This window comes from Streptomyces sp. NPDC104371 (assembly GCF_055583785.1).
Genome location: NZ_JBVJNF010000003.1, coordinates 26,244 through 51,266 on the forward strand (window position 1 = coordinate 26,244; position 25,023 = coordinate 51,266).

Sequence of the window (25,023 nt, forward strand, 5' to 3'; positions counted from 1 at the left end):
CACCCGTGCGTCACCTGGCACATCCGGCCCGCGGCGCGGGACATCCGCCGCCCCCGGCGACGGCCGACCGGTACGGAGGAACGCAGATGAAGACCCGTCAGCTCACCGAACTGGCCCAGCAGTTGCGCGTGGACAGTGTCCGCGTCGCCGACGCGGCCGGGTCCGGGCACCCCACGTCCTCGATGTCCGCCGCGGACCTCATGGCCGTCCTGCTGGCCCACCACCTCCGCTACGACTTCGAACGCCCCGCCCACCCCGCGAACGACCGGTTCATCCTGTCCAAGGGGCACGCCTCCCCCCTGCTCTACGCCGCCTACAAGGCCGCCGGGGCGATCAACGAGACCGAGCTGCTCACCTACCGCAAGCTCGGCAGCCGCCTCGAGGGGCACCCCACGCCCCGCCGGCTGCCCTGGGTGGAGACGGCCACCGGATCGCTCGGTCAGGGCCTGCCCGTCGGCGTCGGCGTCGCCCTGGCCGGACAGCGGCTCGACCGCACCGGCTACCGCGTCTGGGTGCTGTGCGGCGACAGCGAACTGGCCGAGGGCTCCGTCTGGGAGGCCGCCGAGCACGCCGGGCACGAGCACCTCGACAACCTGATCGCGATCGTCGACGTCAACCGGCTCGGCCAGCGCGGCCCCACCCGCCACGGCCACGACCTCGACGCGTACGCACGGCGCTTCCGGGCCTTCGACTGGCACACCGTCGAGGTCGACGGACACGACGTGGAGGCCGTCGACCGTGCCTGCGCCGAGGCCGAGGCCACCACCGGAGCGCCTACCGTGATCCTCGCCCGCACCCTCAAGGGCAAGGGCGTCCGCGCCGTCCAGGACCACGAGGGACTGCACGGCAAGCCCCTGCCGGACCCGGCGGAGGCGATCGCGGAGCTCGGCGGCGTACGGGACCTGCGCGTCGAGGTCCGGCCACCGCCCGCCGCCCGCACGCTGCACCCGGTGCACAGCGGCCACCTGGATCTGCCGCGCTACGCGGTCGGTGACGAGGTCCCCACCCGCGACGCCTACGGACAGGCGCTCGCCGCGCTCGGCAGCGCCCGCGGTGACATCGTCGCCCTCGACGGCGAGGTCGGCGACTCCACGCGCGCCGAGTACTTCGGCAAGGAGCACCCCGACCGCTACTTCCAGTGCTACATCGCCGAACAGTTGATGGTCGCCGCCGCCGTCGGCATGGCGACGCGCGGCTGGGTGCCCTACGCCTCGACGTTCGCCGCGTTCCTCACCCGCGCCCATGACTTCGTCCGTATGGCCTCGATCAGCGGCGCCGGTATCAACCTCGTCGGCTCGCACGCCGGATGCGCCATCGGCCAGGACGGCCCGTCCCAGATGGGTCTCGAAGACCTCGCGATGCTGCGCGCGGTGCACGGCTCGACCGTGCTGTACCCGTGCGACGCCAACCAGACCGCCAAGCTCGTGGCCGAGATGGCCGACCAGGACGGCATCCGCTATCTGCGCACCACGCGCGGGAAGACACCGGTCGTCTACGGGCCCACCGAGGAGTTCCCGGTCGGCGGCAGCAAGGTGCTGCGCGCCTCCTTCGAGGACCGGCTGACGATCGTCGCGGCCGGGGTCACCGTCCACGAGGCGCTGGCCGCGGCCGACGCCCTCGCCGACGAGGGCCTGCGGGTGCGGGTCATCGACCTCTACTCGGTCAAGCCCGTCGACCGTGCCACCCTGCGCGAGGCCGCCGCCCGCACCGGCGCCCTCCTCACGGTGGAGGACCACCATGAGGAGGGCGGTCTCGGTGACGCGGTCCTCGACGCCTTCATCGACGGGCGCTCCGTACCCCGCTTGGCACGCCTCGCCGTGCGAACGATGCCGGGCTCCGCGACCCCCGCCGAGCAGGTGCACGCGGCGGGCATCGACGCCGAGGCGATCATGGCCGCCGCACGGCTGCTGGTGGAGCACGCCGTGCTGGTCTGACCGATGGTCCGGCCGAAGGGCGCTGGGGGCGCTGGGGACGCTGAGGACGCGTCACCCGGTCGTCGGCCGTATCATCCCCGCGCTCCGTGGCGGTGGTGATGATGATGCGGGAACAGCTTGTGGCGGAACAGGAAGCCCAGCAGCCAGATCACGATCAGCGCGAGGGCGATCCACCACAGTACTTTCACCACGAATCCGATGGCGAAGAAGACCACGGCCGCCACCAGAATTGCCAGCAGGATCGGAACCATGACATGTACCTCCTGCTCGGCCGGGTTTCCCGAAACGCGCGAGTCAGACGTCCTTCCGGCAAAGGATCTCCGCGTGCAGGACGGAGAACCAGCCGTCCTCCTGCCGCCCCCATTCCCGCCAGGCCTCCGCCACGGCCCGCAACCGCGCGACGCTCGCGTGACCGCCCTCGGTGGCCCGGTCCGCGTACGTGGCTGAGAGCGTACGGTCCGCCCACAGCCCGCTCCACCAGGCCCGCTCCTCGGCGGTGGCGAAGGTCCAGGTGCTGGAGGTGGCTGCGATGTCGCGGATACCGGCCCGCCGCGCCCAGGACACGAGGCGCCGACCCGCGTCCGGCTCACCGCCGTTGGCACGGGCGACCCGCTCGTACAGATCCAGCCAGTCGTCCATGCCCTCGGACGACGGATACCAGGCCATCGCCGCGTAGTCCGCGTCGCGCACGGCGACGAGACCGCCCGGCCTGGTGACCCGGTACATCTCACGCAGCGCCCCCACCGGGTCGCCCACGTGCTGGAGCACTTGGTGGGCGTGGACCACACAGAACGAGTCGTCCGGGTACGGGAGCGCGTGCACGTCGGCGACCGCGAAGTCGACGTTCGTGACGCCGCGCGCGGCGGCCGTGGCGCGGGCCTGGTCCAGGATCGACGGCGCCCGGTCGACCCCGGTCACCCGGCCGTCGGGGACGAGGGCGGCCAGGTCCGCGGTGATGGTGCCCGGACCGCAGCCGATGTCCAGGATCCTCATGTGCGGCTTCAGCGAGCCGAGCAGGTACGCCGCCGAGTTGGCGGCCGTCCGCCACGTGTGCGAGCGCAGTACGGACTCATGGTGGCCGTGCGTGTAGACGGCCGTCTCCTCCGGCATGACCTGCCCCTTCCCGTCGTACGGACCCCCGCGTCAGGACGGGCTGGCCGTACGCCTCACCGTACGCGCCCATGCCGGATGGTGAGACCCCCGTATCGCGATATGGACTGGCGCGTGCTGGACTTGCCTCGTACGGCCCCGGTCCTGCCGCGGGATCGATAATCGTTTGCCGGGACTTCGGGCGCCGTCCAGAATGCGCCTCATGGGACACCTCGAAGCCGCGCACCTCGAGTACCACCTCCCGGACGGCAGGGCGTTGCTCGGCGACGTGTCCTTCCGGGTCGGGGAGGGCGCCGTCGTCGCGCTCGTCGGGCCCAACGGAGCCGGGAAGACAACGCTGTTGCGCATCATCTCCGGTGAACTGAAGCCGCACGGCGGGACGGTCACCACCAGCGGCGGGCTCGGTGTCATGCGGCAGTTCGTGGGGTCGGTGCGGGACGAGACGACCGTACGCGACCTCCTCGTCTCCGTCGCCCCACCGCGCATCCGCGAGGCCGCCCGCGCCGTCGACGCCGCCGAGCACGCCGTCATGACCGTCGACGACGAGGCCGCCCAACTGCGGTACGCGCAGGCCCTCGCCGACTGGGCCGAGGCCCGCGGCTACGAGGCCGAGACCCTGTGGGACATCTGCACCACGGCCGCGTTCGGCGTCCCCTACGAGCGGGCCCAGTGGCGCCACGTGCGCACCCTCTCCGGTGGTGAGCAGAAGCGGCTGGTCCTCGAAGCGCTGCTGCGCGGCCCCGACGAGGTCCTGCTCCTCGACGAGCCCGACAACTACCTTGACGTACCCGGGAAACGCTGGCTGGAGGAGCGGCTCGCGGAGACTCGCAAGACCGTGCTGTTCGTCTCCCACGACCGGGAGCTGCTCGCCCGCGCCGCCGAGCGGATCGTCAGCGTCGAGCCGGGACCGGCCGGCGCCGACGCCTGGGTGCACGGCGGAAGTTTCGCCACGTACCACGAGGCCCGCCGCGAACGGTTCGCGCGGTTCGAGGAACTGCGCCGCCGCTGGGACGAGAAGCACGCCCAGTTGAAGAAGCTCGTCCTGACGCTGCGTCAGGCCGCCGCGAACAGCGACGACATGGCCTCGCGCTACCGCGCCGCGCAGACCCGGCTGCGCAGGTTCGAGGAGGCGGGCCCCCCGCCCGAGCCGCCGCGCGAGCAGGACATCACCATGCGGCTCCAGGGCGGCCGTACGGGAGTCCGGGCGGTCACCTGCGAAGGGCTCGAACTCACCGGTCTGATGCGCCCGTTCGACCTGGAGGTGTTCTACGGCGAACGCGTCGCCGTCCTCGGCTCCAACGGCTCGGGCAAGTCGCACTTCCTGCGCCTCCTGGCCGGTGACGAGGTCGCCCACACCGGGCGGTGGAAGCTCGGCGCGCGCGTCGTTCCCGGTCACTTCGCCCAGACGCATGCCCACCCCGAGCTGGAGGGCCGTACGCTCCTGGACATCCTGTGGAAGGAGCACGCGCAGGACCGCGGCGCCGCCATGTCCCGGCTGCGGCGCTACGAGCTGACCGGCCAGGCCGAGCAGACCTTCGAGCGGCTCTCCGGCGGCCAGCAGGCCCGCTTCCAGATCCTGCTCCTGGAGCTGGAGGGCGTGACCGCGCTGCTGCTCGACGAGCCGACCGACAACCTCGACCTGGAGTCCGCCGAGGCGCTCCAGGAGGGCCTCGACGCCTTCGCCGGTACGGTCCTCGCCGTCACGCACGACCGTTGGTTCGCCCGCTCCTTCGACCGCTACCTCGTCTTCGGCTCCGACGGCCGGGTCCGGGAGTCGACGGAGCCGGTGTGGGACGAGCGGAGGGTGGAGCGCGCCCGGTAGCGCTCGTGGGCCGCCCAGGATGTTCGTACAGTGGAGTGAGCACCGTCGAGCGACGAGCGGGGTACACCATGAGCGGAGTCGACCCGGGGCACCTCAGCGACCAGCAACTCATGAAGGAGCTGGAGACGATCCACCGCACGCGTCACGACACCCTGCTCCACGGTTCCAACGACGCGCTGCGCGCCCACAACGACCGTATGGCGCAACTGGAGGGCGAGTACCTGCGCCGCCACCCGCGCCGCCTGATCGTCGCGAGCCGGACGCGCGACGGGGCGCGGGAGCGGGGGACGGCCGAGGCGTGACCGCCCGGTACGAGCACCGGTACGAGCGGTAGCCGTCACCGGCCGCGCTGTCACTGGCTGTCCGGGCCCGGGAACTCCGCCAGGATCGCCTCGTCGAACGCCTTCAGATCGTCCGGCTTGCGGCTGGTGATCAGCTTGTTGGGACCCTGGTCGAGCCGCACCTGCTCGTCCACCCACGTACCGCCCGCGTTGGTGATGTCCGTGCGCAGACTCGGCCATGACGTCAGGACCCGGCCCCGCACCACGTCCGCCTCGACCAGCGTCCACGGGGCATGGCAGATCGCGGCGACCGGACGGCCCTGCTCGAAGAAGGCGTGAACGAACGAGACGGCCTTCTCGTCCATGCGCAGGAAGTCCGGATTGGCCACGCCGCCCGGCAGGACGAGCCCGTCGAAGGACTCCGCCTCCGCCTGCCCGACGACCGCGTCCACCGGGAAGGTGTCCGCCTTGTCGAGGTGATGGAACGCCCGCACATGCCCCGGCTTCGTCGACACCAGGACCGGTTCGTGGCCGGCGTCGGCCAGCGCGCTCCAGGGGTCGGTGAGTTCGACCTGCTCGACGCCCTCGGGTGCCATCAGGAACGCGATACGCATGTCTGCTCACTGTCCTCTCTGTGCCTGCGTGGCGTGTCTGTGCCTAGGCGTGGCGTGCGACGCCTTCCGCCTGGACGACCGCCTCGGCGAGTTCATGGGCGGTGGCGTAGCGCGTCGAGCGCGGCAGCCGCTTCAGCGGTTCGACCAGGGCGTCCGGTGCGTTCCTGGCGCGCAGCGTGCCGATCAGGTCGTCCCTGCGCGCCGGGAACGCCGTACGCCCGAGGATCCGCGCCATCTCGTAGCGCATGTCGGCCACGGAGTGCGCGCTGTCCGGGGCCATGGGCCCGGCCCAGGCCGCGGGGTCGTCGTCGGCGGTCGGCTCGGGGTCGTGCCACTCCTCGGTCCGCGTCGGGTGGCCGGACCGCAGCAGCTCCTGTAGCTCGTGCTTCATCTCGTCGTCGCGGTGGACACTCAGCCGGTCACTGCCTCGCTGCATGACTCTCTCCAGAACATCGGGGTGGTCCCCAGGTACCCGGTGCGCGCCGTTCGAATCGGTGCGCGCCGTCGTCACCCGCCCGGGGGTGCGGTTACCGCGAATGGTGTCCGGCCGCGCGCGGGCCGTGGCCGCGCGGGCTGTCATGGGCTTTCGAGGGCACGACGTCCGTGCCCCGGAGGAACCGGCCGAAGGAGCCCCTTCATGCACCGCAGTGCCCGCGTCCTGTCCGCCGCCACCGTGGCCGGTGCCGCACTGAGCGCCGTCGCGTCGCCGGCCTTCGCGGAACCCGCCGCCGACATCACCCCGCGCGCGGTGGCACCCGGCGGCACGGTCACCGTCTCGGTGTCCTGTGACGCGATCAGTGGCACCGAACCCGACTCCGTGGAGGCCACCTCCGAGGGCTTCGAGGGAGGCACGGTGCGGTTGAAGCGGGTCGAGGGCGCGCCGACCGGGAGCCAGGGCACGACCCGCGTGGTGTACCGCGGTACGGCCCGTATCCCGCCCTCCGTGCAGGGCCTCGGGGTGAGCCTGGCCCACCGGTACACGGAACTGGGCATCGAGGGCCGGTGCCCGAACGAGCCGGGGGAGTCGGAGAGTCGGTGGTCCGAGTCGCTGGACGTGAGCGGGGAGGGACGGGCGGCGACGCCACAAGGGCAGGGGCAGCCGGGGACGCAGGGGCAGGCAGGGCAGCCAGGGACGCAACGCGGGGGAGGCCCGGCGAATCGGCAGGGGGCGAACCCGGCGGGGCCGTCGGAGGACGGTCGGCAGGGGCAGCAGGGGCAGCAGGGGCAGCAGGGGCAGCAGGGGCAGGGGCAGGAGTCGGTCCAGCCCGAGCAGGGCGTGCAGGACGAGGGCCAGGCCCAGAGCCAAGGCAGCGAGGGACAGGCCCAGAGCCAAGGCGATGGTCAGGCATGGCCGCAGAGTGAAGGGCAAGGGCAGCAGCGTCAGGGCCGTCAGGGCTGGGGGCAGGTCACGCCGCAGGGCGCGGGCCAGGGGTGGCAGCCGGGGCAGGGCCTGGGAGGCAGTCCGGGCCAGGCGTCCGGTCAGGAGCAAGACAGGTCGCGGGGCGATGGCCAGGGCCGGCAGCAGGACGAGGGCCAGGGTCAGGGATGGCAGCAGGCCGAGGGAGGCCAGGGGAGGTCCCAGGGCGACGGCCAGGAGTGGCAACAGGGGAAGGAACAGGGCGGAAGCCAGGGTTGGGGCCAGGGCGGAAGCCAGGGCTGGGGGCAAGGGAAGGAGCAGGGCGGGGGCCAAGGGTGGGGCCAGAACGGCCAGAACGGCCAGAACAAGGAGCAGGGGTGGGGGCAGGGCGGGGATCAGAGCTGGGGGCAGGGCAAGGAGCAAGGCGGGGATCAGGGCCAGGGCAAGGAGCGGGGCGGGAACCAGGGCTGGGGCCAAGGCAAGAAGCACGGCGACGGAAGCCAGGGCTGGGAGCAGGGCGGGAACCAGAGCTGGGGTCAAGGCAAGGAGCACGGTGGCGGGAACCAGGGCTGGGGTCAGGAAGGTCGGCACGGCGCGGCCCAGGGCGGAGAGCAGGGGCGGCAGCACGGCGAGGGCTCGGGCAAGGAGCACGGGAAGCAGGGCGGCGGCCGGGACGAGGGCCGGGGGGAGCACGAGAACGGGCGGTCACCCGCGCGGCACGGGGTGAACGCGGGAGCGGGCGGCGCCTTCCACGAGTCCCGGCCCCTGCTCGCTCTCGGCGGCCTGCTGATCGCGTGCGCGCTCGGCGGCGCGGTGCACCGGGCGTGGCGGCGCGGACCGTCCCGCACCTGCTGATCCCGTGACCCGACAGCGGTGACGGACAGCTTGGAGGCAGGCATGCGGCGGACGGATCCGGAAGGGCACGGCCCCGTCCGCTACGGCCCGCCCCTGCCCGACCACGGACTGCCGGTCCTCCCGGGCCTCGTCGCCGTGCTCACCGCCGCCGCGGAGTACGACGGCGCCGAGCCCGGCGGCGCGCCGGCCCTCCTCGACTCCGCCTGCGGCTACTTCGCCAGACGCGGACTGCCCACCGAACGCGACCGGGCGACCGCGGCCCCCGGTGCCCCCGCCCTGCTGGTCGCGGTCACCGCCGCGCTCGGCGGCGACGTCCTCGTGCCGCGGCCGTGCGCCGCGTGGTGGGCACCCCAGGTCCGGGCGCTCGGCCGAGCCGTGTTCCCCGTGGCCACGCCCGCCGAGTGCGGTGGCGTCCCGGATCCCTGCGCCCTGCTGGAGACCGTCCGCCGGGTCCGCGCGGAAGGCGGCGATCCGCGGCTGCTCGTGCTGTCGGTCGCCGACGACCCCACGGCCACCGTGGCGCCGCCCGAGGTGGTGCACCAGACCGTGGAAGCCGCCGCCGTCGAGGGTCTCCACCTCGTCAGCGACGAGACCTGGCGCGACACCGTGCACCGGCCGCGCGACACCGTGCTGTTCAGCCCTGCCGAGATGCTCCCGGACCGGGTCACCGTCGTCACCGACCTGGCCGGTCCCTTCCTCCCGCCGGGCTGGCCCGCGGCCGTCGCCCGCTTCCCGGCCACCGCCGACGGCGCCCGGCTGCGCGCCCGCGCCCTCGACGTACTGACCGCGCTCGGTGCCCGTATCGCCGCCCCGGTCGCCGCCGCCGCGACCTACGCCCTCGCCGAGCCCGACGACATCACGCGGCGCCTGGCCGCCGACACCGCGCTGCACGCGCGCGTGGCCGCCGCGCTCCACCGCGTCGTCGTCGCCGCGGGCGCCCTCGCCCGGCCCCCGCAGGCGGGGCGCCACCTCTACGCCGACCTCGCGCCGCTGCGCACCGCACTCGACCGGCAGGGCGTCGGCGACGCACAGGAGTTGGAGGACTTCCTCTCCGCCCGGCTCGCCATGCCCGCGCCCGGCGGCCACCGCTTCGGCGACGACCTCGGGGCGCTCCGCGTCCGCCTGACCACCGCACCCCTGCTCGGCGCGACCCCCGAGGAACGAGCCCGCTGCCTCGCCGCGCCCGTGCCCTTGGAACTGCCGCACGTGCACGGTGCGTTGACCCGTCTGGAATCGGTCTTCGACGATCTACGCGACGACGCTCAGCGATGGGAGTCTCCTCGATGACGCAGCAGTCCGAGCCGACCACGAGCACCCTCTCCGTACAACCGGCCGCCACGGAACCGGCGTCCGCCTCCGTACTGACCCGGAACCCCGCGCCGCCGACCTCGTACCCGCCGCTCGCCGAACCCCGTCCGCTCGGTGAACGGCGCCTGTGGCCACGGTCGTTCATGGACCGGCTCACCGCGCCGCTGCCCGGCCTCAAGGCCTTCGCCCGCCTAGCCCGTGAGGGCGCGCTACGGCCCGCGCCCGAACAGCTCAGAGACGTACCGCTGTTGCCCTACGAGCCGGGACCGCTGCCACGGGTCGACGCGCGCTCGATCGCCGTCTCCTGGGCGGGGCACGCGAGTTGGGTGGTGCGCATCGGCGGGCTGAGCGTCCTCACCGACCCGGTCTGGTCCCGCCGTATCCTCGGCACACCGTCCAGGATCACGCCCGTCGGTATCGCCTGGAGCGCCCTGCCCGCCATCGACGCGGTCGTCGTCAGCCACAACCACTACGACCATCTCGACGTCCCGACGCTGCGCCGACTCCCGTACGACACACCGGTGTTCGCCCCGGCGGGCCTCGCCCGCTGGTTCCGGCGGCGGAAGTTCACCCGCGTCACCGAGCTGGACTGGTGGGAGGGCGCCGAACTGGACGGCGTCCGCTTCGACTTCGTGCCCGCCCACCACTGGTCCAAGCGCACCCTGACCGACACCTGTACGACGCTGTGGGGCGGCTGGGTGCTGACGGCGTCCGACGGACAGCGCGTGTACTTCGCCGGGGACACGGGATACGGCCACTGGTTCGAGCGGATCGGCCGCCGCTATCCGGGTATCGATCTGGCGCTCATGCCGATCGGCGCGTACGACCCGCGCTGGTGGCTCAGCGATGTCCACTGCGACCCGGAGGAGGCGGTCCGTGCGGTCGCGGACCTCGGCGCCCGGCGGATGGCCCCCATGCACTGGGGCACGTTCGTCCTGTCGACGGAGCCGGTCCTCGAACCGCTGACGCGGGTACGGGCGGCCTGGGAGCGAGCGGGACTGCCCCGCGAGAACCTGTGGGACCTGCCGGTGGGGGCATCCCGGGTACTGGAGTGACCCCGCACGGGCGCTCCGGCCTCAGGACGCGGCGGGCCCGCGCATCCGGCGCCACACACCAGGCACCGAACTGATCGCCAGCGTCAGCACCACCGCCGCCACCACGCCCTCCCACGGCTTCGGGAACAGGGAGCCGCCGAGGATGCCGATCAGTTGGTAGGTCGCGGCCCAGGCGAGGCAGGCCGGGGCGTCGCCGCGGGCGAAGTCCCGCAGCGGCATCCGGGCCATCAGACAGGCGAGCATCACCGGTATCCGGCCCGCCGGGAGCAGCCGGGAGAGGGTGAGCACCGCCACCCCGTGGTCGTCGAGCTTCTGCTGCGCCTGGGCCAGCCGGTCCTCGGGGGCGCGGTCGCGGATCCGCGCGAGCCACCGGGAGCCGCTCCGCGACCGCATGCCGCGCTGCCCGAGCCAGTACAGCGCGACATCCCCGAGGAACGCCGCGAGCGCCCCGACGACGAAGACCAGCGCGAGCGCGAACGGCGCGGTCTGGTGGAAGGCGACGACGGCCGCGGAGCTGACCAGCGCCCCCGTCGGCACGACGGGCACGAGCGCGCCGACCAGCACGAGCAGGAACAGCGACGGATAGCCGATCGCCTGCTGGGTGGACTCCAAGGGCAGGGTGGTGGTACTCGCGGCGGCGAGGGATATCACGAGGCGGCCTCCGGGCGGACGCTCTCGCCATGGGCCAGGAGATGGACCGCCGCCTGGGGCGCGTGCTCGGCGGCAAGGCGCGCGAACTCATCGCCCGGCGCGTGGAACTCATGGGGGCGCACGGCGTCCATGCCGATCGGCCAGTAGGTGCCGTAGTGCATCGGCACCGCGCTGCGGGGCATCAGCCGGGCCAGCGCCTCGGCCGCCCGCCCCGCGTCCAGATGCCCCTCCCCGAGGTTCGGTCCCCAGCCGCCGACCGGCAGCAGCGCCACGTCGACCGGCCCGACCTCCTCCGCCATGGACGGGTACAGCCCGGTGTCCCCGGCGAAGTACGTGTGCGCCTCGCCCTCGACGACGAAGCCGAGCGCGGGGCAGCGGGGCCGCCCGAACGGCAGCCGACGCCCGTCGTGATGGGCGGGGACGACGCGTACGACCACATCACCGAGCTGGACCCGGTCGCCGGGCGCCACCTCCGTGACGCGCAGCCGGTCGAGCCTGCGCAGCCCCGGCACCTGGGCGGGAGCACCGCGCGGTACCAGCAGCCGGGTGCCCGGGGCGAGCCGGGCCAGCGACGGTACGTGCAGATGGTCGGCGTGCAGATGGGAGACGAGCACCACATCCGCGATCGCGGCCTCGGGCGGCGGCGGAGCACCCCGGCGGCGTCGCAGATGCGCGAGACGGCGCGCGAACAGCGGGTCTGTGAGCACCCGCACCCCGGAGTCCTCGACCGTGCACGTGGCATGGCCCCACCACGTGATCTCCACCGACACGTCGCCGCCTCCTTCCGTCCGTCCGTCTTCCCCCATGCTGTCCGAAGCCTACGGGCAGCGGAACCGGAGCCGTGTGACAAGGTGGAGGGCGGCCCGGGATCCGACCGTGCGGGCCGGGACGTGAGGTGTGGAGTGGGTCACGGGCCCCTGCGACGTGTGCTCAGTGGAGTGTGGCGAAGCATCGCCGTATGGGCCGCGTCGAGTGTCACCCTGCTCGTCCTCGCCGCGTCCCTCCCCGACTTCCGGCTGGAGTCCGCGGGCGGCGACAGCTTCACCCGCGTCGCTCTCACCGCCGCCGCGGGCGCCGGTGTCTTCGGCCTGCTGTCCTCTCTGGTGTGGCCCCTGCTGGTGCGGCTGCTGCTGCTCGTGCCCGCCCTCGTCCTCGGGCTGCTCGTCTTCTTCCTCAACGGCTCCCTGCTGCTGCTCGCCCTGCGCCTGAACCCCTCCGGCCACGGCCAGGCCGCCCTGGAGACCGCGGTGGTCGTCGCCGCCGCGATGTCGGCCGTGGCCTCGGCCACCGGCGGCGCCCTCGCCGTACGGGACGACGACGCGTACCGCAGACGGCTCTCCCGGCTCGCCGACCGGCGGCACGGACGACGACGCGACGGCGGACAGGCCGGGCCCGCCACCCCGGGCGTCGTCTTCGTCCAGCTCGACGGCGTCGGACACGAGGTGCTCCGGACGGCCGTCGACAAGGGGATCATGTCCACCGTCGCCTCCTGGCTCGGCCCCCGCGACGGCCAGGGCCCCACCCACCGCCTCACCCCTTGGCGCACCGACTGGTCCAGCCAGACCGGCGCCAGCCAACTGGGCATCCTGCACGGCTCCAACCACGACATCCCGGCCTTCCGGTGGTACGAGAAGGACCGGCACGAGGTCATGGTCTCCAACCGGCCGACGAGCGCCGCCGAACTCCAGCGCCGTGCCGTCGCACGGACCGGCGACGGCGGGCTCCTCAGCACCGACGGCGCGAGCCGCGGCAATCTGTTCAGCGGCGGCGCCGGTCAACTCGCCCTCGTCCTGTCCGTGTCCGCGAGACGCGGCAAGGAGAACCGGTCCCGCGCCGGGTACTTCGCCTACTTCCGCGACCCCGCCAACGCGGTCCGCACCGCCATGTCCTTCGTCGCCGAGGTCGGCCGCGAGCTGGGCCAGTCGCTCCGCGCGCGCTGCGCGAAGCAGCGGCCCCGGGTCAGCAGGGGCGGCCTGTACCCCCTCGTCCGCGCCTTCGCCACCGTCGTCGAACGGGACGTCGTCGTCGCCGCGGTGATCGGGGACATGCTCGCGGGCCGCACCGCGGTCTACGCCGACCTGGTGGCGTACGACGAGGTGGCCCATCACTCCGGCCCGCACAGCCGCGACGCCGAGAAGGTCCTCCAGAAGCTGGACCGATCGCTCGCGCTGCTCGCCCAGGTCGCCGAGCACGCCCCGCGCCCGTACCGGATCGTCGTCCTGTCCGACCACGGCCAGAGCCCGGGGGAGACCTTCCAGGCGCGGTACGGACTGAGCCTCGGCAACCTGGTCCGGGCGGGCTGCGGTCTGCCCGTGCCCCGCAAGGCGGAGAGCACGCACAGCGGGACCGAGGCGCGGGCGGCGGTACGGGCCGCGCTGCGGCGGCCGGTCGAGGAGGGCGGCGAGAAGCACCGGCCCGCGCGTCGCCGCTCCGAGCCGCTCGTGCTGGCCTCCGGCAACCTCGGTCTCGTCTCCTTCCCGGACGTGCCGCACCGGATGAGCAAGGAGGAGATCGACCGCCGCCATCCCGCGCTGCTGTCCACGATCGCCCACCACCCCGGTATCGGCTTCCTCCTCGTCCGCAGCGAGGAGCACGGCGGGGTGGTGCTGGGGGCGCACGGGGCGGAGGTCCCGGTCGACCGGCTCGTGGACGAGACCGGTCCGCTCACCGGCTTCGGCCCCGGCGCCGCCGACGCCGTGCGCCGCACGCACTCCTTCCCGCACACCGCCGACATCATGGTCAACTCCTGGTACGACCCCGTCGAGGGCGAGGTCCTCGCCTTCGAGGAGCAGATCGGCTCGCACGGCGGACTCGGCGGCGCCCAGGGCCGCCCCTTCCTGCTGTCACCGACGACGCTGTCCGCCCCGGCGCGGGACGGCACCGAACTCGTCGGCGCCGAGCGGGTCCATCACGTCTTCCGCCGCTGGCTGCGCGAGTGCGCCGCACCCGGGACGCCGCTGACCGCGAGCGTGGCCGAGCCGGAGACCGCGCCCGTGGCCCCGGAGAACGAACGCGCCGCCTGACCCCGCCGCCCGAACGCGCCGCACCGTTCACCCGGTGCGCGGCCTCCGTGTGTGATCGGATGTGCCTGACGGAACCCGGCAACGGGCCCAAACCGAAAGGAAGAACCGTGGCAACCACGCGCAGCGCACACACGGTCTGGGAAGGCAATCTGCTCGAGGGCAACGGCGTCGTCACCTTCGACTCCTCCGGCATCGGTGAGCAGCCGGTGTCGTGGCCGTCGCGCGCGGAGAAGGCGAACGGCAAGACCAGCCCCGAGGAACTGATCGCCGCCGCCCACTCGAGCTGCTTCTCCATGGCCCTGGCGCACGGTCTGGCGGGCGCCGGTACCCCGCCCACCAAGCTCACCACCTCGGCCGACGTCACGTTCCAGCCGGGAGAGGGCATCACCGGTATCCATCTCACCGTCGAGGGGACGGTCCCCGGCCTCGACGCCGACGCCTTCAGCGCCGCCGCAGAGGGCGCCAAGCAGAATTGCCCGGTCAGCCAGGCCCTGGCCGGTACGACGATCACGCTCACGGCCAAGCTCACCTGACACCGGTCGCGTTCGAGGTGCCGCGCTCCCTTCGCGGGGGCGCGGCACCGTCGTGTCCGGCTCGCTCAGCGCTTGCGCGCGACCCTGGCGTACACCGGCACGACGCCCTCCGCCGTCGCCGCCAGGTCCTCCTCCTCCGGACGCCACTCGGAGACCGGGAGCACACCGGGCTCCAGCAGTTCCATGCCGTCGAAGAAGCGCGAGAACTCGGCGCGCGAGCGCGGATGCATCGGGGTTCCGCTGCGGCGGAACAGCGTGGCCGCCCGCTCCATGGCGGCCGGGTCCAGGTCCGGGGTGACCTGGGAGAGGACCAGATGACTGCCGGGGGCGAGCGCGTCGACGTACCGCTTCAGCAGCCCGTACACATCGTCGGCCGCGGGGTCCTCGCTCAGGTAGTGGGTGATCGCGATCAGCGACAGCGCCACCGGCTCGGTGAAGTCCAGGGTCTTCGAGGCCAGCGAGAGGATCGCGTCCACGTCGCGGACGTCCGCGTGGACGTAGTCGGTGGCACCCTCGTCGGTCCCCTGCAACAGCGCCTCGGCGTGCCGCAGCACGATCGGGTCGTTGTCGGCGTACACCACGCGCGCCGCGGGGACGATCTCCTGCGCGACCTGGTGGAGATTGGGGGAGGTGGGAATGCCCGTGCCGACGTCGAGGAACTGGCGCACCCCCGCGTGCGCCAGGGCCCGCGTGGCCTTCGGGGATGACGTACTCGGAGATGACGTGCCGTCAGAAGGTGTCGCGGTACTCCCGCAGGATGTCCCGCGTGCGCTGCACGGAGGCCGCCTTCGCGGACATGTGGTCCAACACCTCCAGGTGCATGGCCACTTCGGTGCGCGAGTCGAGATAGAGGGCGCCGGTCAGGTACTCGCTGTAGACCATGTCGGGCAGTTCCGGCTCCGCGAAGCGGAACAGCACGAACGGGGTGTACGTCCCCGGGTGCGGGCCGACGGCGTACTCCGCGACCTGCAAGGTGATCCCGGGGTTCTCGCTGATCTCGAGGAGCCGGTCGAGCTGGTCGCGCATCACCGCGGAGCGGTTGCTGACCGGGCGGCGCAGCACCGTCTCGTCCATGATCACCCAGAGGTGGGGCGAGTTCTCGCGCGCGAGCAGCTTCTGCCGGGCCAGCCGCAGCGCCACATGCCGCTCGATGTCCTGCGGGCGGACCTGCCCGACGGTCCCGGCCTCCAGCACGGCGCGCGCGTAGTCCTCGGTCTGGAGCAGTCCGGGCACGAAGTGGGGCTCGTACGAGCGGATGATGCGGGCGGCGCCCTCCAGGCTCACATGCAGGCTGAACCAGTCGGGCAGGACGTCGTGGTAACGCTGCCACCAGCCGGGCTCGTTGGCCTCTTCGGCGAGCCGGACGAAGGCGGTGACCTCCTCGTCGGGCACGCCGTACGTCGAGAGCAGCACCTGTACGTACGGGATCTTCAGCGAGACTTCGGCCATCTCCATGCGCCGTACGGTCGCCGGGGCGACGCGCAGGACCCGCGCCGCCTCCTCCCGCTTGAGCCCGGCGCTCTCCCGCAGCTCCTGCAGTCGACGCCCGAGGACCACCTGCCCCACTGTGGGCGCAGCCCGCCGCTCGCTCACGCGACGCCTCCCTAGTCGCCGAAGTACGCGAGCAGTGTGCCACGTTCACGCGCTACGCACACGAGGGCGGACGCGTCGTGATCTCTTCGGGGCCGAATCCGCCACCCGCTTGACGTCCTGTCACATATCCGCGGTCTGGAGGTACTTCACCGTCGCCGAGTCCGCGGGGAGGAACGTCTCGATGGCCAGTTCCGCGACGGTCACGTCCATCGGGGTGTTGAAGGTGGAGATGGACGAGATGAAGGACAGGACGTGACCGTCGTGCGCGATGCGCATCGGGAGCGCGAAGTAGGCGACAGGCCCGTCCAGTTCGGCATCCGTACCGTCGGCGTCGGGGACCGGATACGCCGCCACCTCCTCGTACAGCGCGCGCAGCTCGGACGAGCGCTGCAGGGCGATCTGCCGGTCCATCTGTGCCAGCAGGTGGTGGCGCCACTCGCGCAGGTTCAGGATGCGCGGCGCCAGGCCCTGCGGATGCAGCGACAGCCGCATCACGTTCAGGGGCGCGGCGAGCATGTGCTTCGGGACGCCCTCCAGGAACATCATGATGCCCCGGTTCGCCGCCACCACGTTGTACAACGCGTCGACCACCAGCGCCGGATACGGCTCGTAGCCCTTGATCAGCCGTTCCATGGCCGTACGCAGCGTCCCCATCGACGGGTCGGTCAGCGGGGTCTCCGAGTAGTGCGGGGCGTAACCCGCGCTCAGCAGCAGCGCGTTGCGGTCGCGGACCGGCACGTCCAGATGCTCCGCCAGGCGCAGCACCATCTCCTCGCTCGGGCGCGAGCGGCCCGTCTCGATGAAGCTGATGTGCCGTGCCGAGGAGTCGGCGCGCAGGGCCAACTCCAGTTGGCTGAGGCGTCGTTGCTCACGCCAGCGGCGCAACAGCGGGCCGATGGCCGGTTCGGAAGACCCTGGTGACAACGCGATGGCGTCGGACGCGACAATGGTCATGGCACGACCCTAGTCGAGGAGTGGAACTATGGACGACCGGAATGCCCCGCCCTGGGAGGCCGCGGCGGTCTACCGGGCCCGCGTGCGCGGCTGCCTCCTCGGCGGCGCCATCGGTGACGCCCTCGGCTGTCCCGTCGAGTTCCTCTCCCTGGACCGCATCCAGGACCGGCACGGCGCGCGGGGCGTCAGAGGGCTCATACCCGACGCCCAGGGCGTCATCGGCCGGGTCACCGACGACACCCAGATGACCCTCTTCACCGTCGAAGGACTCCACCGGGCCCACGAGCGCGAACGGCACAAGGGCCTGGGAGGCGGCTGGTCCCTGCTGGTCCGGGAGGCGTACGGCCGCTGGCTCGACACGCAGCGCCTGCCCCGCCCGCCCGCGGATGCCGACCACGGCCTGGCCGCGCAGCACTGGCTGTACGCGCGACGCGCGCCCGGCAACGCCTGCCTCTCCGGCCTCGCCCATGACTTCGTGCCGGACCCGGCGACCGAGCTGGGCCCGCCCGGCCCCGTCAACTCCGACTCCAAGGGCTGCGGCGCGGTCATGCGCTCCGCCCCCTTCGGGCTCGCCCGCGCCTCCGCCAAGACAGCCTTCGTCATGGCCGCGCGCTGCGCCCAGACCACCCACGGCCATCCCACCGGCTACTACGCCGCGGGGGCCTTCGCCGCGATCGTCACCCACCTCGTCGAGGGTGACTCCCTGGAAGGGGCCGTGCTGCGCGGCATGCGGCTGCTCGCCCGGTACCCCGGACACGAGGAGACCACGAACGCGCTGCGTCAGGCCCTGGACCTGGCGGCCGAAGGAGCGCCGACCGCGCGGAAGGCCGAGACGCTCGGCGGGGGCTGGATCGGGGAGGAGGCGCTCGCCATCGCCGTGTACTGCGCGCTCGCCGAGCCGGACGTACGCCACGCACTCCTGCTGTCCGTCAACCACTCCGGCGACAGTGACTCCACGGGCGCGATCTGCGGCAACCTCCTCGGCGCCCACCACGGCGACCACCGCCTGCCGCACGACTGGCTGACGCGGGTCGAGGCACGCGCCGAGATCACCGTCCTGGCGGACGACTTCGCCGCGGAGTGCCTACGGCGTTGAGGGCACGGCCGCGCGTACGGGGCCGTGGACGGGCGATATGACAGGGTGGGCGGACCTCCAGGGAAGGGACACATGTCATGGCCGTCGAACCGCTGCCGCAGAAGGAGATCGAGGACCGGCTGGCCCACCTGCCCGGCTGGTCCCTGGACGGCGACCGGCTCGCCCGCTCCTACCGGCTCGGCTCCCACTTCGCCGCCGCCGCGTTGGTCGTCCATATCGCCCAGGTGCAGGACGAACTCGACCACCACGCCGACCTCACCCTCAGCTACCACACGGTCTCCCTCACCGTGAACACCCACAGCGTGGGCGGTGCGGTCACCGAACTCGACTTCCAACTGGCCCGCAGCGTCGAGGAGTTGGCGCCCACGCACGGCGTCCGTGGCTAAACTGCCGCCCATGCTCGACTACGAACGCGAGGCGGACGTCTACGACGCCACCCGCGGGGGCGAGCCCCGCGCCGAGGCGGCGGCCGACGCCCTCCTCGGCCTGCTGCCCGAGGACACCGGACGGCTGCTCGACGTGGCCTGCGGCACGGGCAGCGTGACCCGGCGGCTCGCGGCCGGGCGACCGGGGCTCAGGGTGACGGGCGCGGACCTGGCCGACGCGATGACGCGCTTCTCCGCCGCCCGGCTGCCGGGCGCCGTCGTCCGCGCGGACAGCCGCCGACTGCCCTTCCCGGACGGGGCGTTCGACGCCGTCACCAGCGTGTGGCTGCTGCATCTCATCGACGACCCCGACGGCGTCCGGGCCGTCCTGAGCGAGTGCGCCCGCGTTCTGCGCCCCGGCGGGATGTACCTCACCACGGTCGACAAGGCCGAGGCCCATGACGTGGGCAGTGACATCGACGCCGTCCTCGTCCCCCGCCCCCGCCATCCGGCCTCCGACGCCTCGGAGACGGTCGTGGCGCACGCCGCCGCGTACGGCCTGGTCCCCGCCGGACAGGCCCGCTTCCCCGGCGTCGGCCAGGGGCGCAGCCCCCGCGGCACGGTCGCGGATCTGCGACGCGGCTGGTTCACCACACTGACCCCTGGCTCCCCGCTGGCCGAACAACTCGCCGCGGACCTCGGCGCCCTGCCCGATCAGGACCGGCCGCGCCCGGACCCGGTGTTCACCCTCCAGGCCTTCCGCAAGTGCTGACCGGGGGCGGCGGATATCCGGTGTCGCCGGGAGCCGGGTCACCCCTACTGTTCGGCCCCATGGACGACACCAGCGCACCGCCACGGCTGACCCGCCTCACCTTCCACGGCCCGCTCTCCGAGGAGCGGGCCGACAGAATGATCCGTCGGCTCACCGACCGTCTCGCTCCGGACACCCCGGCCACCGTGCTCGATCTCGGGTGTGGCTGGGGCGAGTTCATGCTCCGTCTGCTCGCGGCGACGCCCGGTTCGACCGGCGTCGGCCTCGATCTCAACAAGGACGACCTCGCCCGCGGGCGCGCGAACGCCGAGGCCCGTGGGCTGGGCGAGCGCGTGCGCTTCGTCCAGGAGTCCGCCGTCGACACCGGTCACGGCCCGGCCGACATCGTGCTCTGCCTCGGCGCCAGCCACGCGCTCAGCGACGCCCAGCCGCCGGAGCACACCGTGGCGGCCCTGCGTGCCCTGCGCCGTCTGGTCGCCCCGGGCGGCCGCGTCCTGCTCGGCGAGGCCTTCTGGCAACGCCCGCCTACGGAGACGGAGGTGGCGGCCATGTGGCCGGACGCGTCCGCCACGGAGTTCAGCGCCCTCGCCGACCTTGTCGACCTCGCCGTCGACGCGGGCTTCCGTCCCGCCTGGACCGAGACCGCGAGCCTCGACGAATGGGAGGCGTTCGAGTCCGCGTACCAGGCGGATGTCGAGGAGTGGCTCGCGGCCCACCCCGACCACCCGCTGGCGAAGGAGACCCGCGACCGCGTGGACGGCCACCGTGGCACGTGGCTCCGGGGCTATCGCGGGGTCATGGGCCTGGCCTACCTGACCCTTGTGCCGGTGAGCTGAGCGGACGGGCGACGAGCGGGGCGGGCCACGAGCGGGCGGGCCACGCCCGGGTTGCCGTTCCGGCAACGGAACTGGCCCGTTCGCCGTCTGCCGGTGCACGCTGGGCGCATCGACAGGAGAGGCTGATCCCATGGCACAGGAACACCAGGACCACCACCACGGCGCACGCGGCCACCGGCATCACCATGACGGCCACGGCAGCACCGACATGGACTGGGCCGTGCTGGGCCCGCTGCTGGAGTCCCAGGCCGAACTGTTCGCGCCCCTGTACCGGCAGGTCATGGCCTGGCTGTCCGAGCAGGCGTCCGCCCCCGGGCTGATCGTCGACACGGGCAGTGGGCCGGGAGTGGTCTCCTGCCTGTTCGCGGAGGCCTTCCCGGGCGCGCGGGTCGTCGCGGCGGACGGCTCCGCGCCGCTCCTCGAACGGGCCCGCGCCCGCGCCACGCGCCTCGGCCTCGCCGACCGGCTCACCACCATCACCGGCGAACTCCCGGACGTACTCGGAGAGTTGGAGCGTCCGGCCGACCTGCTGTGGGCCAGCAACAGCCTGCACCACCTGGGCGACCAGCGCGCCGCCCTGACCGAGTTCGCCACGCACCTCGCTCCCGGCGGCACCCTCGCCCTCCTCGAAGGCGGTCTGCCCGGCCGCTTCCTGCCGCGGGACATCGGCATCGGCCGCCCCGGTCTCCAGGCCCGCCTCGACGCGGTGGAGGCCGACTGGTTCACGCGTATGCGGGAGGAGCTGCCCGGTTCCGTCGCCGAGACCGAGGACTGGCCCGCCCTGCTGACCGCCGCCGGTCTGAAGCCCACCGGCACCCGCAGCTTCCTCCTCGACCTGCCCGCCCCGCTCTCCGCCTCGGCCCGCGCCGACGTCGTCGCCTCGCTCACCCGCACACGCGAAGCACTGGCCGACGACCTCACCGACACGGACCGCGCCACCCTGGACCGCCTCCTCGACCCCGAGGACGAGGCGAGCGTGCATCATCGGCCGGACGTCTTCTTCCTGAAGGCGTACACCGTGCACACGGCCGTACGTACGGCCTGAACTCCCGCCGCTGCGCAGGAGGTTGACTTCGAGTGCTCTCCAAGTGATTGACTCCCCGGCATCTCACCGATCACCAGGGGGCAACCATGACGGACGCTCACGTCACACTCATCACCGGCGGCGGCAGCGGCATCGGCGCCGCGGTGGCCCGGCACCTGCTCGACGCCGGGCATCGCGTCGCCGTCACCGGGCGGAGCGAACGGCGGCTGCGTGACTTCGCGGCCGGACTCGGTGACCCTGAGGACCTGTTGACGATCCCGGGGAACGCCGCCGACTACGAGCAGGTGAAGGAGGCCGTCGAGACCACGGTGCGGCGGTTCGGCCGGCTCGACACCGTCGTCGCCAACGCCGGGTTCGCCACCGACTCCACGGTCGCCGAGGGCGATCCGGCCGGGTGGACCGAGATGGTGCTGACCAACGTCCTCGGTCCGGCGCTGCTCGTCCGGGCCTCCATCGACGCCCTCAAGGAGACGCGCGGCCGGATCGTGCTCGTCGGCAGCGTCGCCGGGTTCGTGCCCACGCCCGGCAATGTCTACGGCGCGACCAAGTGGGCGGTCACCGCGCTCGCCGAGAACACCCGCCGCCAGGTCACCGCATGGGGCGTGGGCGTGACCCTGATCGCCCCCGGCCGAGTGGAGACCCCGTTCTGGGACGAACTGGGCGGCCTGCCGCCGGGCCGCCTGCTGACCGCCGACCAGATCGCCGACTCGATCGTCTGGGCCGTTCGGCAGCCCGAGGGCGTGGACGTCAACACGGTGGTCATCCGCCCGATCGGACAGCCGAACTGAAGCCGAGCCCCGGTCTCACACCACGTCGAACGCGGCCGGGTCGGGGCCGATGCGGCGGTCCTCGTTGAGCGCGCTGATCGCCGCCATGTCCTCCGTGTCCAGCGAGAAGTCGAACACGTCGATGTTCTCCTTGATCCGGGACGGCGTCACGGACTTCGGGATCACGACGGTGCCGAGCTGGAGGTGCCAGCGCAGCACGATCTGGGCCGGGGAACGGCCGTGCTTCTGGGCGATGGCGACGATCGCCGGGACCTCCAGCAGCCCCTTGCCCTGGCCGAGCGGCGACCAGGCCTCGGTGGCGATGCCCTGCGCCGCGTGGAAGTCGCGCGCCGCGTGCTGCTGGAGATGCGGGTGCAGCTCGATCTGGTTGACCGCCGGGATGACGGACGTCGCCTCGATCAGCGTCTCCAGGTGCTGCGGAAGGAAGTTGGAGACACCGATCGCCTTGGCGCGACCGTCCGCGTGGATCTTCTCGAAGGCCTTGTACGTGTCGACGAACGTGCCCCGGGACGGCAGCGGCCAGTGGATCAGATACAGATCCACGTACTCGAGGCCGAGCTTCTCCAGCGACGTGTCGAAGGCGCGCAGCGTGGCGTCGTATCCCTGGTCGCCGTTCCAGAGCTTGGTGGTGATGAAGAGGTCCTCGCGGGGGAGCCCCGAGGCCGCGACCGCCCGGCCGACGCCCTCTTCGTTGCCGTAGATCGCCGCAGTGTCGATGCTGCGGTACCCGGCCTCCAGTGCGGTGGCGACGGCGCTCTGCGCCTCGTCGTCGGGCACCTGCCAGACGCCGAAGCCGAGCTGGGGCATCTCGACGCCGTTGTTCAGGATGATCGGGGGGACCTTGCTGCTCACGAGCTCTTGATCCTTAGGTCGACGGTGGGACGGGTGATACGCGTGGTACTTCCATCGTCAACGATCACGGCCCGACGTGCATTCCTGAACGGCGGATTCCCGCCGGAATCGCGCCGGGAAGCACAGACTGGCCGGAAACGGGCCCCGGAACCCCGGACCCCGGAACCCTGGACCTCGATCTTGTGCCGGACGCGGCTCACGTCGTGTACGTCGTGTACAAGGCCTCCACCTCCGTCGCGTAGGCGTTCTCGATCGCCTTGCGCTTCAGCTTCAGCGACGGGGTGAGCAGGCCCTGCTCCTCCGTGAACCGGTGCGCGAGGACGCGGAACGTGCGGATCGACTCGGCCTTCGAGACCAGGGTGTTCGCGGCGACCACCGCGCGCCGCACCTCCGTCTCCAGGTCGGGGTCGCGCACCAGTTGCTCCGGGGGCAGCCCCGGCTTGCCGCGCATCTGCGACCAGTGCTCCACCGCGTCGGCGTCGAGCGTGATCAGCGCGGCCACATAGGGGCGGTCGTTGCCGACGACGATGCACTGCGCGACCAGCGGATGCTCCCGTACCCGCTCCTCCAGCGGCCCCGGGGACACACTCTTGCCGCCGGAGGTCACCAGGATCTCCTTCTTGCGCCCGGTGATCGTCAGATAGCCGTCCGCGTCGAGCGAGCCCAGATCACCGGTGGCGAGCCAGCCGTCGTGCAGGGCCTCGGCGGTGGCCACGGGGTTGTTGAGATAGCCCTGGAAGACATGGTCGCCGCGCAGCCATACCTCGCCGTCCTCCGCGATGTGCACGGTCGTGCCGGGGATGGCCTGGCCGACCGTGCCGTACCGGGTGCGCTCGGGCGGGTTCGCGGTCGCCGCCGCCGTCGACTCCGTCAGCCCGTACCCCTCGTAGATCTGCACACCCGCGCCCGCGAAGAACAGCCCGAGACGGCGGTCCATCGCCGAGCCGCCCGACATCGCCTGCCGCACCCGGCCGCCCATCGCGGCGCGGAGCTTGGCGTACACGACCTTGTCGAAGAACTGGTGCTGCATGCGCAGCGCCGCCGACGGGCCGGGGCCCGTGCCCCAGGCCTTCGCCTCGAGGGCCTCCGCGTAGGCGACGGCGACCTCGACCGCCTTCTCGAACGGCCCGGAGCGGCCCTCCTTCTCGGCCTTGCGGCGGGCCGCGTCGAAGACCTTCTCGAAGATGTACGGCACCGCGAGGAAGAACGTCGGCCGGAACGCGGCCAGGTCGGGCAGCAGCGCCTCCGCGTTGAGCTGCGGCTGATGGCCGACTCTGACCCCGCCGCGGATCGCCGCGACCTGCACCATCCGCCCGAAGACATGGGCCAGCGGCAGGAACAGCAGGGTGGCCGCCTCGTCGCCCTTCCTGGAGTGGAAGACCGGCTTCCAGCGCTCGATGACCGTGTCGGTCTCGAACATGAAGTTGCCGTGGGAGAACACACAGCCCTTGGGGCGGCCGGTGGTGCCGGAGGTGTAGATGACCGTCGCCGTCGAGTCGGGGGTGACCGCGCGGCGGTGCCGGTGCACCACCTCGTCGTCGATGCGCGTACCCGTCTCGTACAGCTCCTGGAGGGCGCCCGCGTCCAACTGCCACAACCGGCGCAGGTGCGGCAGCCGGTCGATGACCGTGGCGATGGTCATCGCATGGTCCTCGTGCTCCACCATCGCGGCCGTCGCCTGCGCGTCGTGCAGCATCCAGGAGACCTGCTCGGCCGACGAGGTGGGATAGACGGGCACCACCTGGGCGCCGATCGTCCACAGCGCGTAGTCGAAGAGGGTCCACTCGTAGCGCGTACGGCACATGATGGCGACCCGGTCGCCGAACCGTACCCCGTCCGCCAGCAGCCCCTTCGCGAGCGCCAGGACCTCGTCACGGAACTCGGCGGCGGTCACCTCGCGCCAGACCCCCTCCTCGTCCTTGCGGCCGAGGGCGACCCGGTGCGGATCCTCCCGCGCATGGTCGAAGACGGCATCGGCCAGACCGCCCACCGGCGGCGCCGACGTCGACGGAGGGTTGGTGAACTCGCGCAATCCCCGCTCCTAGGGTGATGCTCCGCACAGCGCGGTGAAAGCTACCCCACCGTAGGGCCGGGCGGGAGGGGGTGGAATCCCGTTGGCCGGTCCGTGAACGCACAGGTCAGCGGGGAAATGCGCGCACATGGGAAAGGGGCGGACAGA

Annotated in this window: 24 protein-coding genes and 1 pseudogene; 14 read left to right on the plus strand and 11 right to left on the minus strand. The window is 72.6% G+C overall.

Translation table 11 applies throughout. The features are described from left to right. The first annotated feature begins 86 nt into the window (after positions 1 to 86). Positions 87 to 1,934, plus strand: a complete 1,848-nt coding sequence (locus tag ACZ60T_RS10805) for a transketolase (RefSeq protein ID WP_469665598.1) — start codon at positions 87 to 89, stop codon at positions 1,932 to 1,934. Positions 1,935 to 2,005: 71 nt separating this feature from the next. Here ACZ60T_RS10805 and ACZ60T_RS10810 read toward each other — a convergent pair whose 3' ends face one another. Next, a complete protein-coding gene (locus ACZ60T_RS10810) occupies positions 2,006 to 2,185 on the minus strand; it encodes a hydrophobic protein (RefSeq protein WP_365627578.1) in 180 nt (59 codons plus the stop codon). Positions 2,186 to 2,228: 43 nt separating this feature from the next. After that, entirely contained in the window at positions 2,229 to 3,044 is an 816-nt protein-coding gene (locus ACZ60T_RS10815) for a class I SAM-dependent methyltransferase (protein WP_469665599.1), read from the minus strand. 202 nt (positions 3,045 to 3,246) lie between these two features. Here ACZ60T_RS10815 and ACZ60T_RS10820 point away from each other — a divergent pair, with 202 nt between their 5' ends. Next, entirely contained in the window at positions 3,247 to 4,866 is a 1,620-nt protein-coding gene (locus tag ACZ60T_RS10820) for an ABC-F family ATP-binding cassette domain-containing protein (RefSeq protein ID WP_469665600.1), read from the plus strand. A 68-nt stretch (positions 4,867 to 4,934) separates the two neighbouring features. Beyond that, on the plus strand, positions 4,935 to 5,168 hold the full coding sequence (locus tag ACZ60T_RS10825; RefSeq protein WP_365627588.1) for a DUF6158 family protein: 234 nt from the start codon (positions 4,935 to 4,937) through the stop codon (positions 5,166 to 5,168). Between the two features lie 50 nt (positions 5,169 to 5,218). Here the strand turns inward: ACZ60T_RS10825 and ACZ60T_RS10830 are convergent, their stop codons facing one another. Further along, the gene (locus tag ACZ60T_RS10830) at positions 5,219 to 5,761 is read right to left on the minus strand and encodes a type 1 glutamine amidotransferase domain-containing protein (RefSeq protein ID WP_469665601.1); all 543 of its coding nucleotides are present in this window, start codon (positions 5,759 to 5,761) and stop codon (positions 5,219 to 5,221) included. Positions 5,762 to 5,804: 43 nt separating this feature from the next. Beyond that, entirely contained in the window at positions 5,805 to 6,197 is a 393-nt protein-coding gene (locus ACZ60T_RS10835; protein WP_365627594.1) for a DUF2795 domain-containing protein, read from the minus strand. Positions 6,198 to 6,398: 201 nt separating this feature from the next. Between ACZ60T_RS10835 and ACZ60T_RS10840 the strand changes: the two genes are divergently transcribed. From ACZ60T_RS10840 to ACZ60T_RS10850, 3 genes are read left to right on the plus strand one after another with little or no spacing between them, the layout of a single operon-like run. Next, positions 6,399 to 7,973, plus strand: coding sequence for a hypothetical protein (locus tag ACZ60T_RS10840; protein ID WP_469665602.1), 1,575 nt, complete (start codon positions 6,399 to 6,401; stop codon positions 7,971 to 7,973). 42 nt (positions 7,974 to 8,015) lie between these two features. After that, complete coding sequence (locus ACZ60T_RS10845; RefSeq protein ID WP_469665603.1) at positions 8,016 to 9,260, plus strand: aminotransferase class I/II-fold pyridoxal phosphate-dependent enzyme; 1,245 nt, start codon at positions 8,016 to 8,018, stop codon at positions 9,258 to 9,260. Next, positions 9,257 to 10,336, plus strand: coding sequence for an MBL fold metallo-hydrolase (locus ACZ60T_RS10850; RefSeq protein WP_469665604.1), 1,080 nt, complete (start codon positions 9,257 to 9,259; stop codon positions 10,334 to 10,336). Before ACZ60T_RS10845 ends, ACZ60T_RS10850 begins: the two co-directional genes overlap by 4 nt. Positions 10,337 to 10,357: 21 nt before the next feature. On the opposite strand, the gene ACZ60T_RS10855 is transcribed toward ACZ60T_RS10850, so the two are convergent. Next, positions 10,358 to 10,987, minus strand: coding sequence for a DedA family protein (locus ACZ60T_RS10855; RefSeq protein ID WP_469665605.1), 630 nt, complete (start codon positions 10,985 to 10,987; stop codon positions 10,358 to 10,360). Continuing rightward, entirely contained in the window at positions 10,984 to 11,757 is a 774-nt protein-coding gene (locus ACZ60T_RS10860) for an MBL fold metallo-hydrolase (RefSeq protein WP_365627606.1), read from the minus strand. Before ACZ60T_RS10860 ends, ACZ60T_RS10855 begins: the two co-directional genes overlap by 4 nt. A 168-nt stretch (positions 11,758 to 11,925) precedes the next feature. Here ACZ60T_RS10860 and ACZ60T_RS10865 point away from each other — a divergent pair, with 168 nt between their 5' ends. Together ACZ60T_RS10865 and ACZ60T_RS10870 are read left to right on the plus strand one after the other, a co-directional pair. Then, positions 11,926 to 14,010 carry an alkaline phosphatase family protein gene (locus ACZ60T_RS10865; RefSeq protein ID WP_469665606.1) on the plus strand — a complete coding sequence of 695 codons (2,085 nt, stop codon included), beginning with the start codon at positions 11,926 to 11,928 and terminating at the stop codon, positions 14,008 to 14,010. Positions 14,011 to 14,117: 107 nt separating this feature from the next. Continuing rightward, the gene (locus ACZ60T_RS10870; RefSeq protein ID WP_365627612.1) at positions 14,118 to 14,543 is read left to right on the plus strand and encodes an OsmC family protein; all 426 of its coding nucleotides are present in this window, start codon (positions 14,118 to 14,120) and stop codon (positions 14,541 to 14,543) included. A gap of 65 nt (positions 14,544 to 14,608) precedes the next feature. On the opposite strand, the pseudogene ACZ60T_RS10875 reads toward ACZ60T_RS10870, so the two are convergent. From ACZ60T_RS10875 to ACZ60T_RS10885, 3 genes and pseudogenes are all read right to left on the minus strand, one after another. Beyond that, positions 14,609 to 15,241, minus strand: a pseudogene (locus tag ACZ60T_RS10875) (SAM-dependent methyltransferase); the annotation flags it as partial. Positions 15,242 to 15,272: 31 nt separating this feature from the next. Next, positions 15,273 to 16,136, minus strand: a complete 864-nt coding sequence (locus ACZ60T_RS10880; protein WP_365627615.1) for a helix-turn-helix domain-containing protein — start codon at positions 16,134 to 16,136, stop codon at positions 15,273 to 15,275. 120 nt (positions 16,137 to 16,256) lie between these two features. After that, on the minus strand, positions 16,257 to 17,090 hold the full coding sequence (locus ACZ60T_RS10885; RefSeq protein WP_469665607.1) for a helix-turn-helix domain-containing protein: 834 nt from the start codon (positions 17,088 to 17,090) through the stop codon (positions 16,257 to 16,259). A 28-nt stretch (positions 17,091 to 17,118) separates the two neighbouring features. Between ACZ60T_RS10885 and ACZ60T_RS10890 the strand changes: the two genes are divergently transcribed. From ACZ60T_RS10890 to ACZ60T_RS10915, 6 genes are all read left to right on the plus strand, one after another. Next, entirely contained in the window at positions 17,119 to 18,186 is a 1,068-nt protein-coding gene (locus ACZ60T_RS10890; RefSeq protein WP_469665608.1) for an ADP-ribosylglycohydrolase family protein, read from the plus strand. Positions 18,187 to 18,263: 77 nt separating this feature from the next. Next, positions 18,264 to 18,572 carry a 4a-hydroxytetrahydrobiopterin dehydratase gene (locus tag ACZ60T_RS10895; RefSeq protein ID WP_469665609.1) on the plus strand — a complete coding sequence of 103 codons (309 nt, stop codon included), beginning with the start codon at positions 18,264 to 18,266 and terminating at the stop codon, positions 18,570 to 18,572. A gap of 10 nt (positions 18,573 to 18,582) precedes the next feature. Then, entirely contained in the window at positions 18,583 to 19,323 is a 741-nt protein-coding gene (locus ACZ60T_RS10900) for a class I SAM-dependent methyltransferase (protein ID WP_469665610.1), read from the plus strand. 59 nt (positions 19,324 to 19,382) lie between these two features. Further along, positions 19,383 to 20,159, plus strand: a complete 777-nt coding sequence (locus ACZ60T_RS10905) for a class I SAM-dependent methyltransferase (RefSeq protein WP_469665611.1) — start codon at positions 19,383 to 19,385, stop codon at positions 20,157 to 20,159. A gap of 130 nt (positions 20,160 to 20,289) precedes the next feature. After that, complete coding sequence (locus ACZ60T_RS10910) at positions 20,290 to 21,204, plus strand: class I SAM-dependent methyltransferase (protein WP_469665612.1); 915 nt, start codon at positions 20,290 to 20,292, stop codon at positions 21,202 to 21,204. Between the two features lie 86 nt (positions 21,205 to 21,290). Continuing rightward, entirely contained in the window at positions 21,291 to 21,992 is a 702-nt protein-coding gene (locus tag ACZ60T_RS10915; protein ID WP_365627636.1) for an SDR family oxidoreductase, read from the plus strand. 15 nt (positions 21,993 to 22,007) lie between these two features. Here ACZ60T_RS10915 and ACZ60T_RS10920 read toward each other — a convergent pair whose 3' ends face one another. Beyond that, positions 22,008 to 22,844 (minus strand): aldo/keto reductase, encoded by an 837-nt coding sequence (locus ACZ60T_RS10920; protein WP_365627639.1) that lies wholly within the window; start codon positions 22,842 to 22,844, stop codon positions 22,008 to 22,010. Between the two features lie 196 nt (positions 22,845 to 23,040). Further along, on the minus strand, positions 23,041 to 24,876 hold the full coding sequence (locus ACZ60T_RS10925; RefSeq protein WP_469665613.1) for an AMP-dependent synthetase/ligase: 1,836 nt from the start codon (positions 24,874 to 24,876) through the stop codon (positions 23,041 to 23,043). Positions 24,877 to 25,023: the final 147 nt, after the last annotated feature.

Excerpts from the sequence above, each read along its gene's own strand:
- ACZ60T_RS10825 (WP_365627588.1), top strand. The coding sequence starts at position 4,935 with ATGAGCGGAGTCGACCCGGGGCACCTCAGCGACCAGCAACTCATGAAG.
- ACZ60T_RS10820 (WP_469665600.1), top strand. The coding sequence starts at position 3,247 with ATGGGACACCTCGAAGCCGCGCACCTCGAGTACCACCTCCCGGACGGC.
- ACZ60T_RS10910 (WP_469665612.1), top strand. The coding sequence starts at position 20,290 with ATGGCACAGGAACACCAGGACCACCACCACGGCGCACGCGGCCACCGG.
- ACZ60T_RS10810 (WP_365627578.1), bottom strand. The coding sequence starts at position 2,185 with ATGGTTCCGATCCTGCTGGCAATTCTGGTGGCGGCCGTGGTCTTCTTC.
- ACZ60T_RS10850 (WP_469665604.1), top strand. The coding sequence starts at position 9,257 with ATGACGCAGCAGTCCGAGCCGACCACGAGCACCCTCTCCGTACAACCG.
- ACZ60T_RS10900 (WP_469665610.1), top strand. The coding sequence starts at position 18,583 with ATGCTCGACTACGAACGCGAGGCGGACGTCTACGACGCCACCCGCGGG.
- ACZ60T_RS10895 (WP_469665609.1), top strand. The coding sequence starts at position 18,264 with ATGGCCGTCGAACCGCTGCCGCAGAAGGAGATCGAGGACCGGCTGGCC.
- ACZ60T_RS10830 (WP_469665601.1), bottom strand. The coding sequence starts at position 5,761 with ATGCGTATCGCGTTCCTGATGGCACCCGAGGGCGTCGAGCAGGTCGAA.
- ACZ60T_RS10805 (WP_469665598.1), top strand. The coding sequence starts at position 87 with ATGAAGACCCGTCAGCTCACCGAACTGGCCCAGCAGTTGCGCGTGGAC.
- ACZ60T_RS10840 (WP_469665602.1), top strand. The coding sequence starts at position 6,399 with ATGCACCGCAGTGCCCGCGTCCTGTCCGCCGCCACCGTGGCCGGTGCC.
- ACZ60T_RS10835 (WP_365627594.1), bottom strand. The coding sequence starts at position 6,197 with ATGCAGCGAGGCAGTGACCGGCTGAGTGTCCACCGCGACGACGAGATG.
- ACZ60T_RS10815 (WP_469665599.1), bottom strand. The coding sequence starts at position 3,044 with ATGCCGGAGGAGACGGCCGTCTACACGCACGGCCACCATGAGTCCGTA.
- ACZ60T_RS10915 (WP_365627636.1), top strand. The coding sequence starts at position 21,291 with ATGACGGACGCTCACGTCACACTCATCACCGGCGGCGGCAGCGGCATC.
- ACZ60T_RS10905 (WP_469665611.1), top strand. The coding sequence starts at position 19,383 with ATGGACGACACCAGCGCACCGCCACGGCTGACCCGCCTCACCTTCCAC.
- ACZ60T_RS10885 (WP_469665607.1), bottom strand. The coding sequence starts at position 17,090 with ATGACCATTGTCGCGTCCGACGCCATCGCGTTGTCACCAGGGTCTTCC.
- ACZ60T_RS10845 (WP_469665603.1), top strand. The coding sequence starts at position 8,016 with ATGCGGCGGACGGATCCGGAAGGGCACGGCCCCGTCCGCTACGGCCCG.
- ACZ60T_RS10890 (WP_469665608.1), top strand. The coding sequence starts at position 17,119 with ATGGACGACCGGAATGCCCCGCCCTGGGAGGCCGCGGCGGTCTACCGG.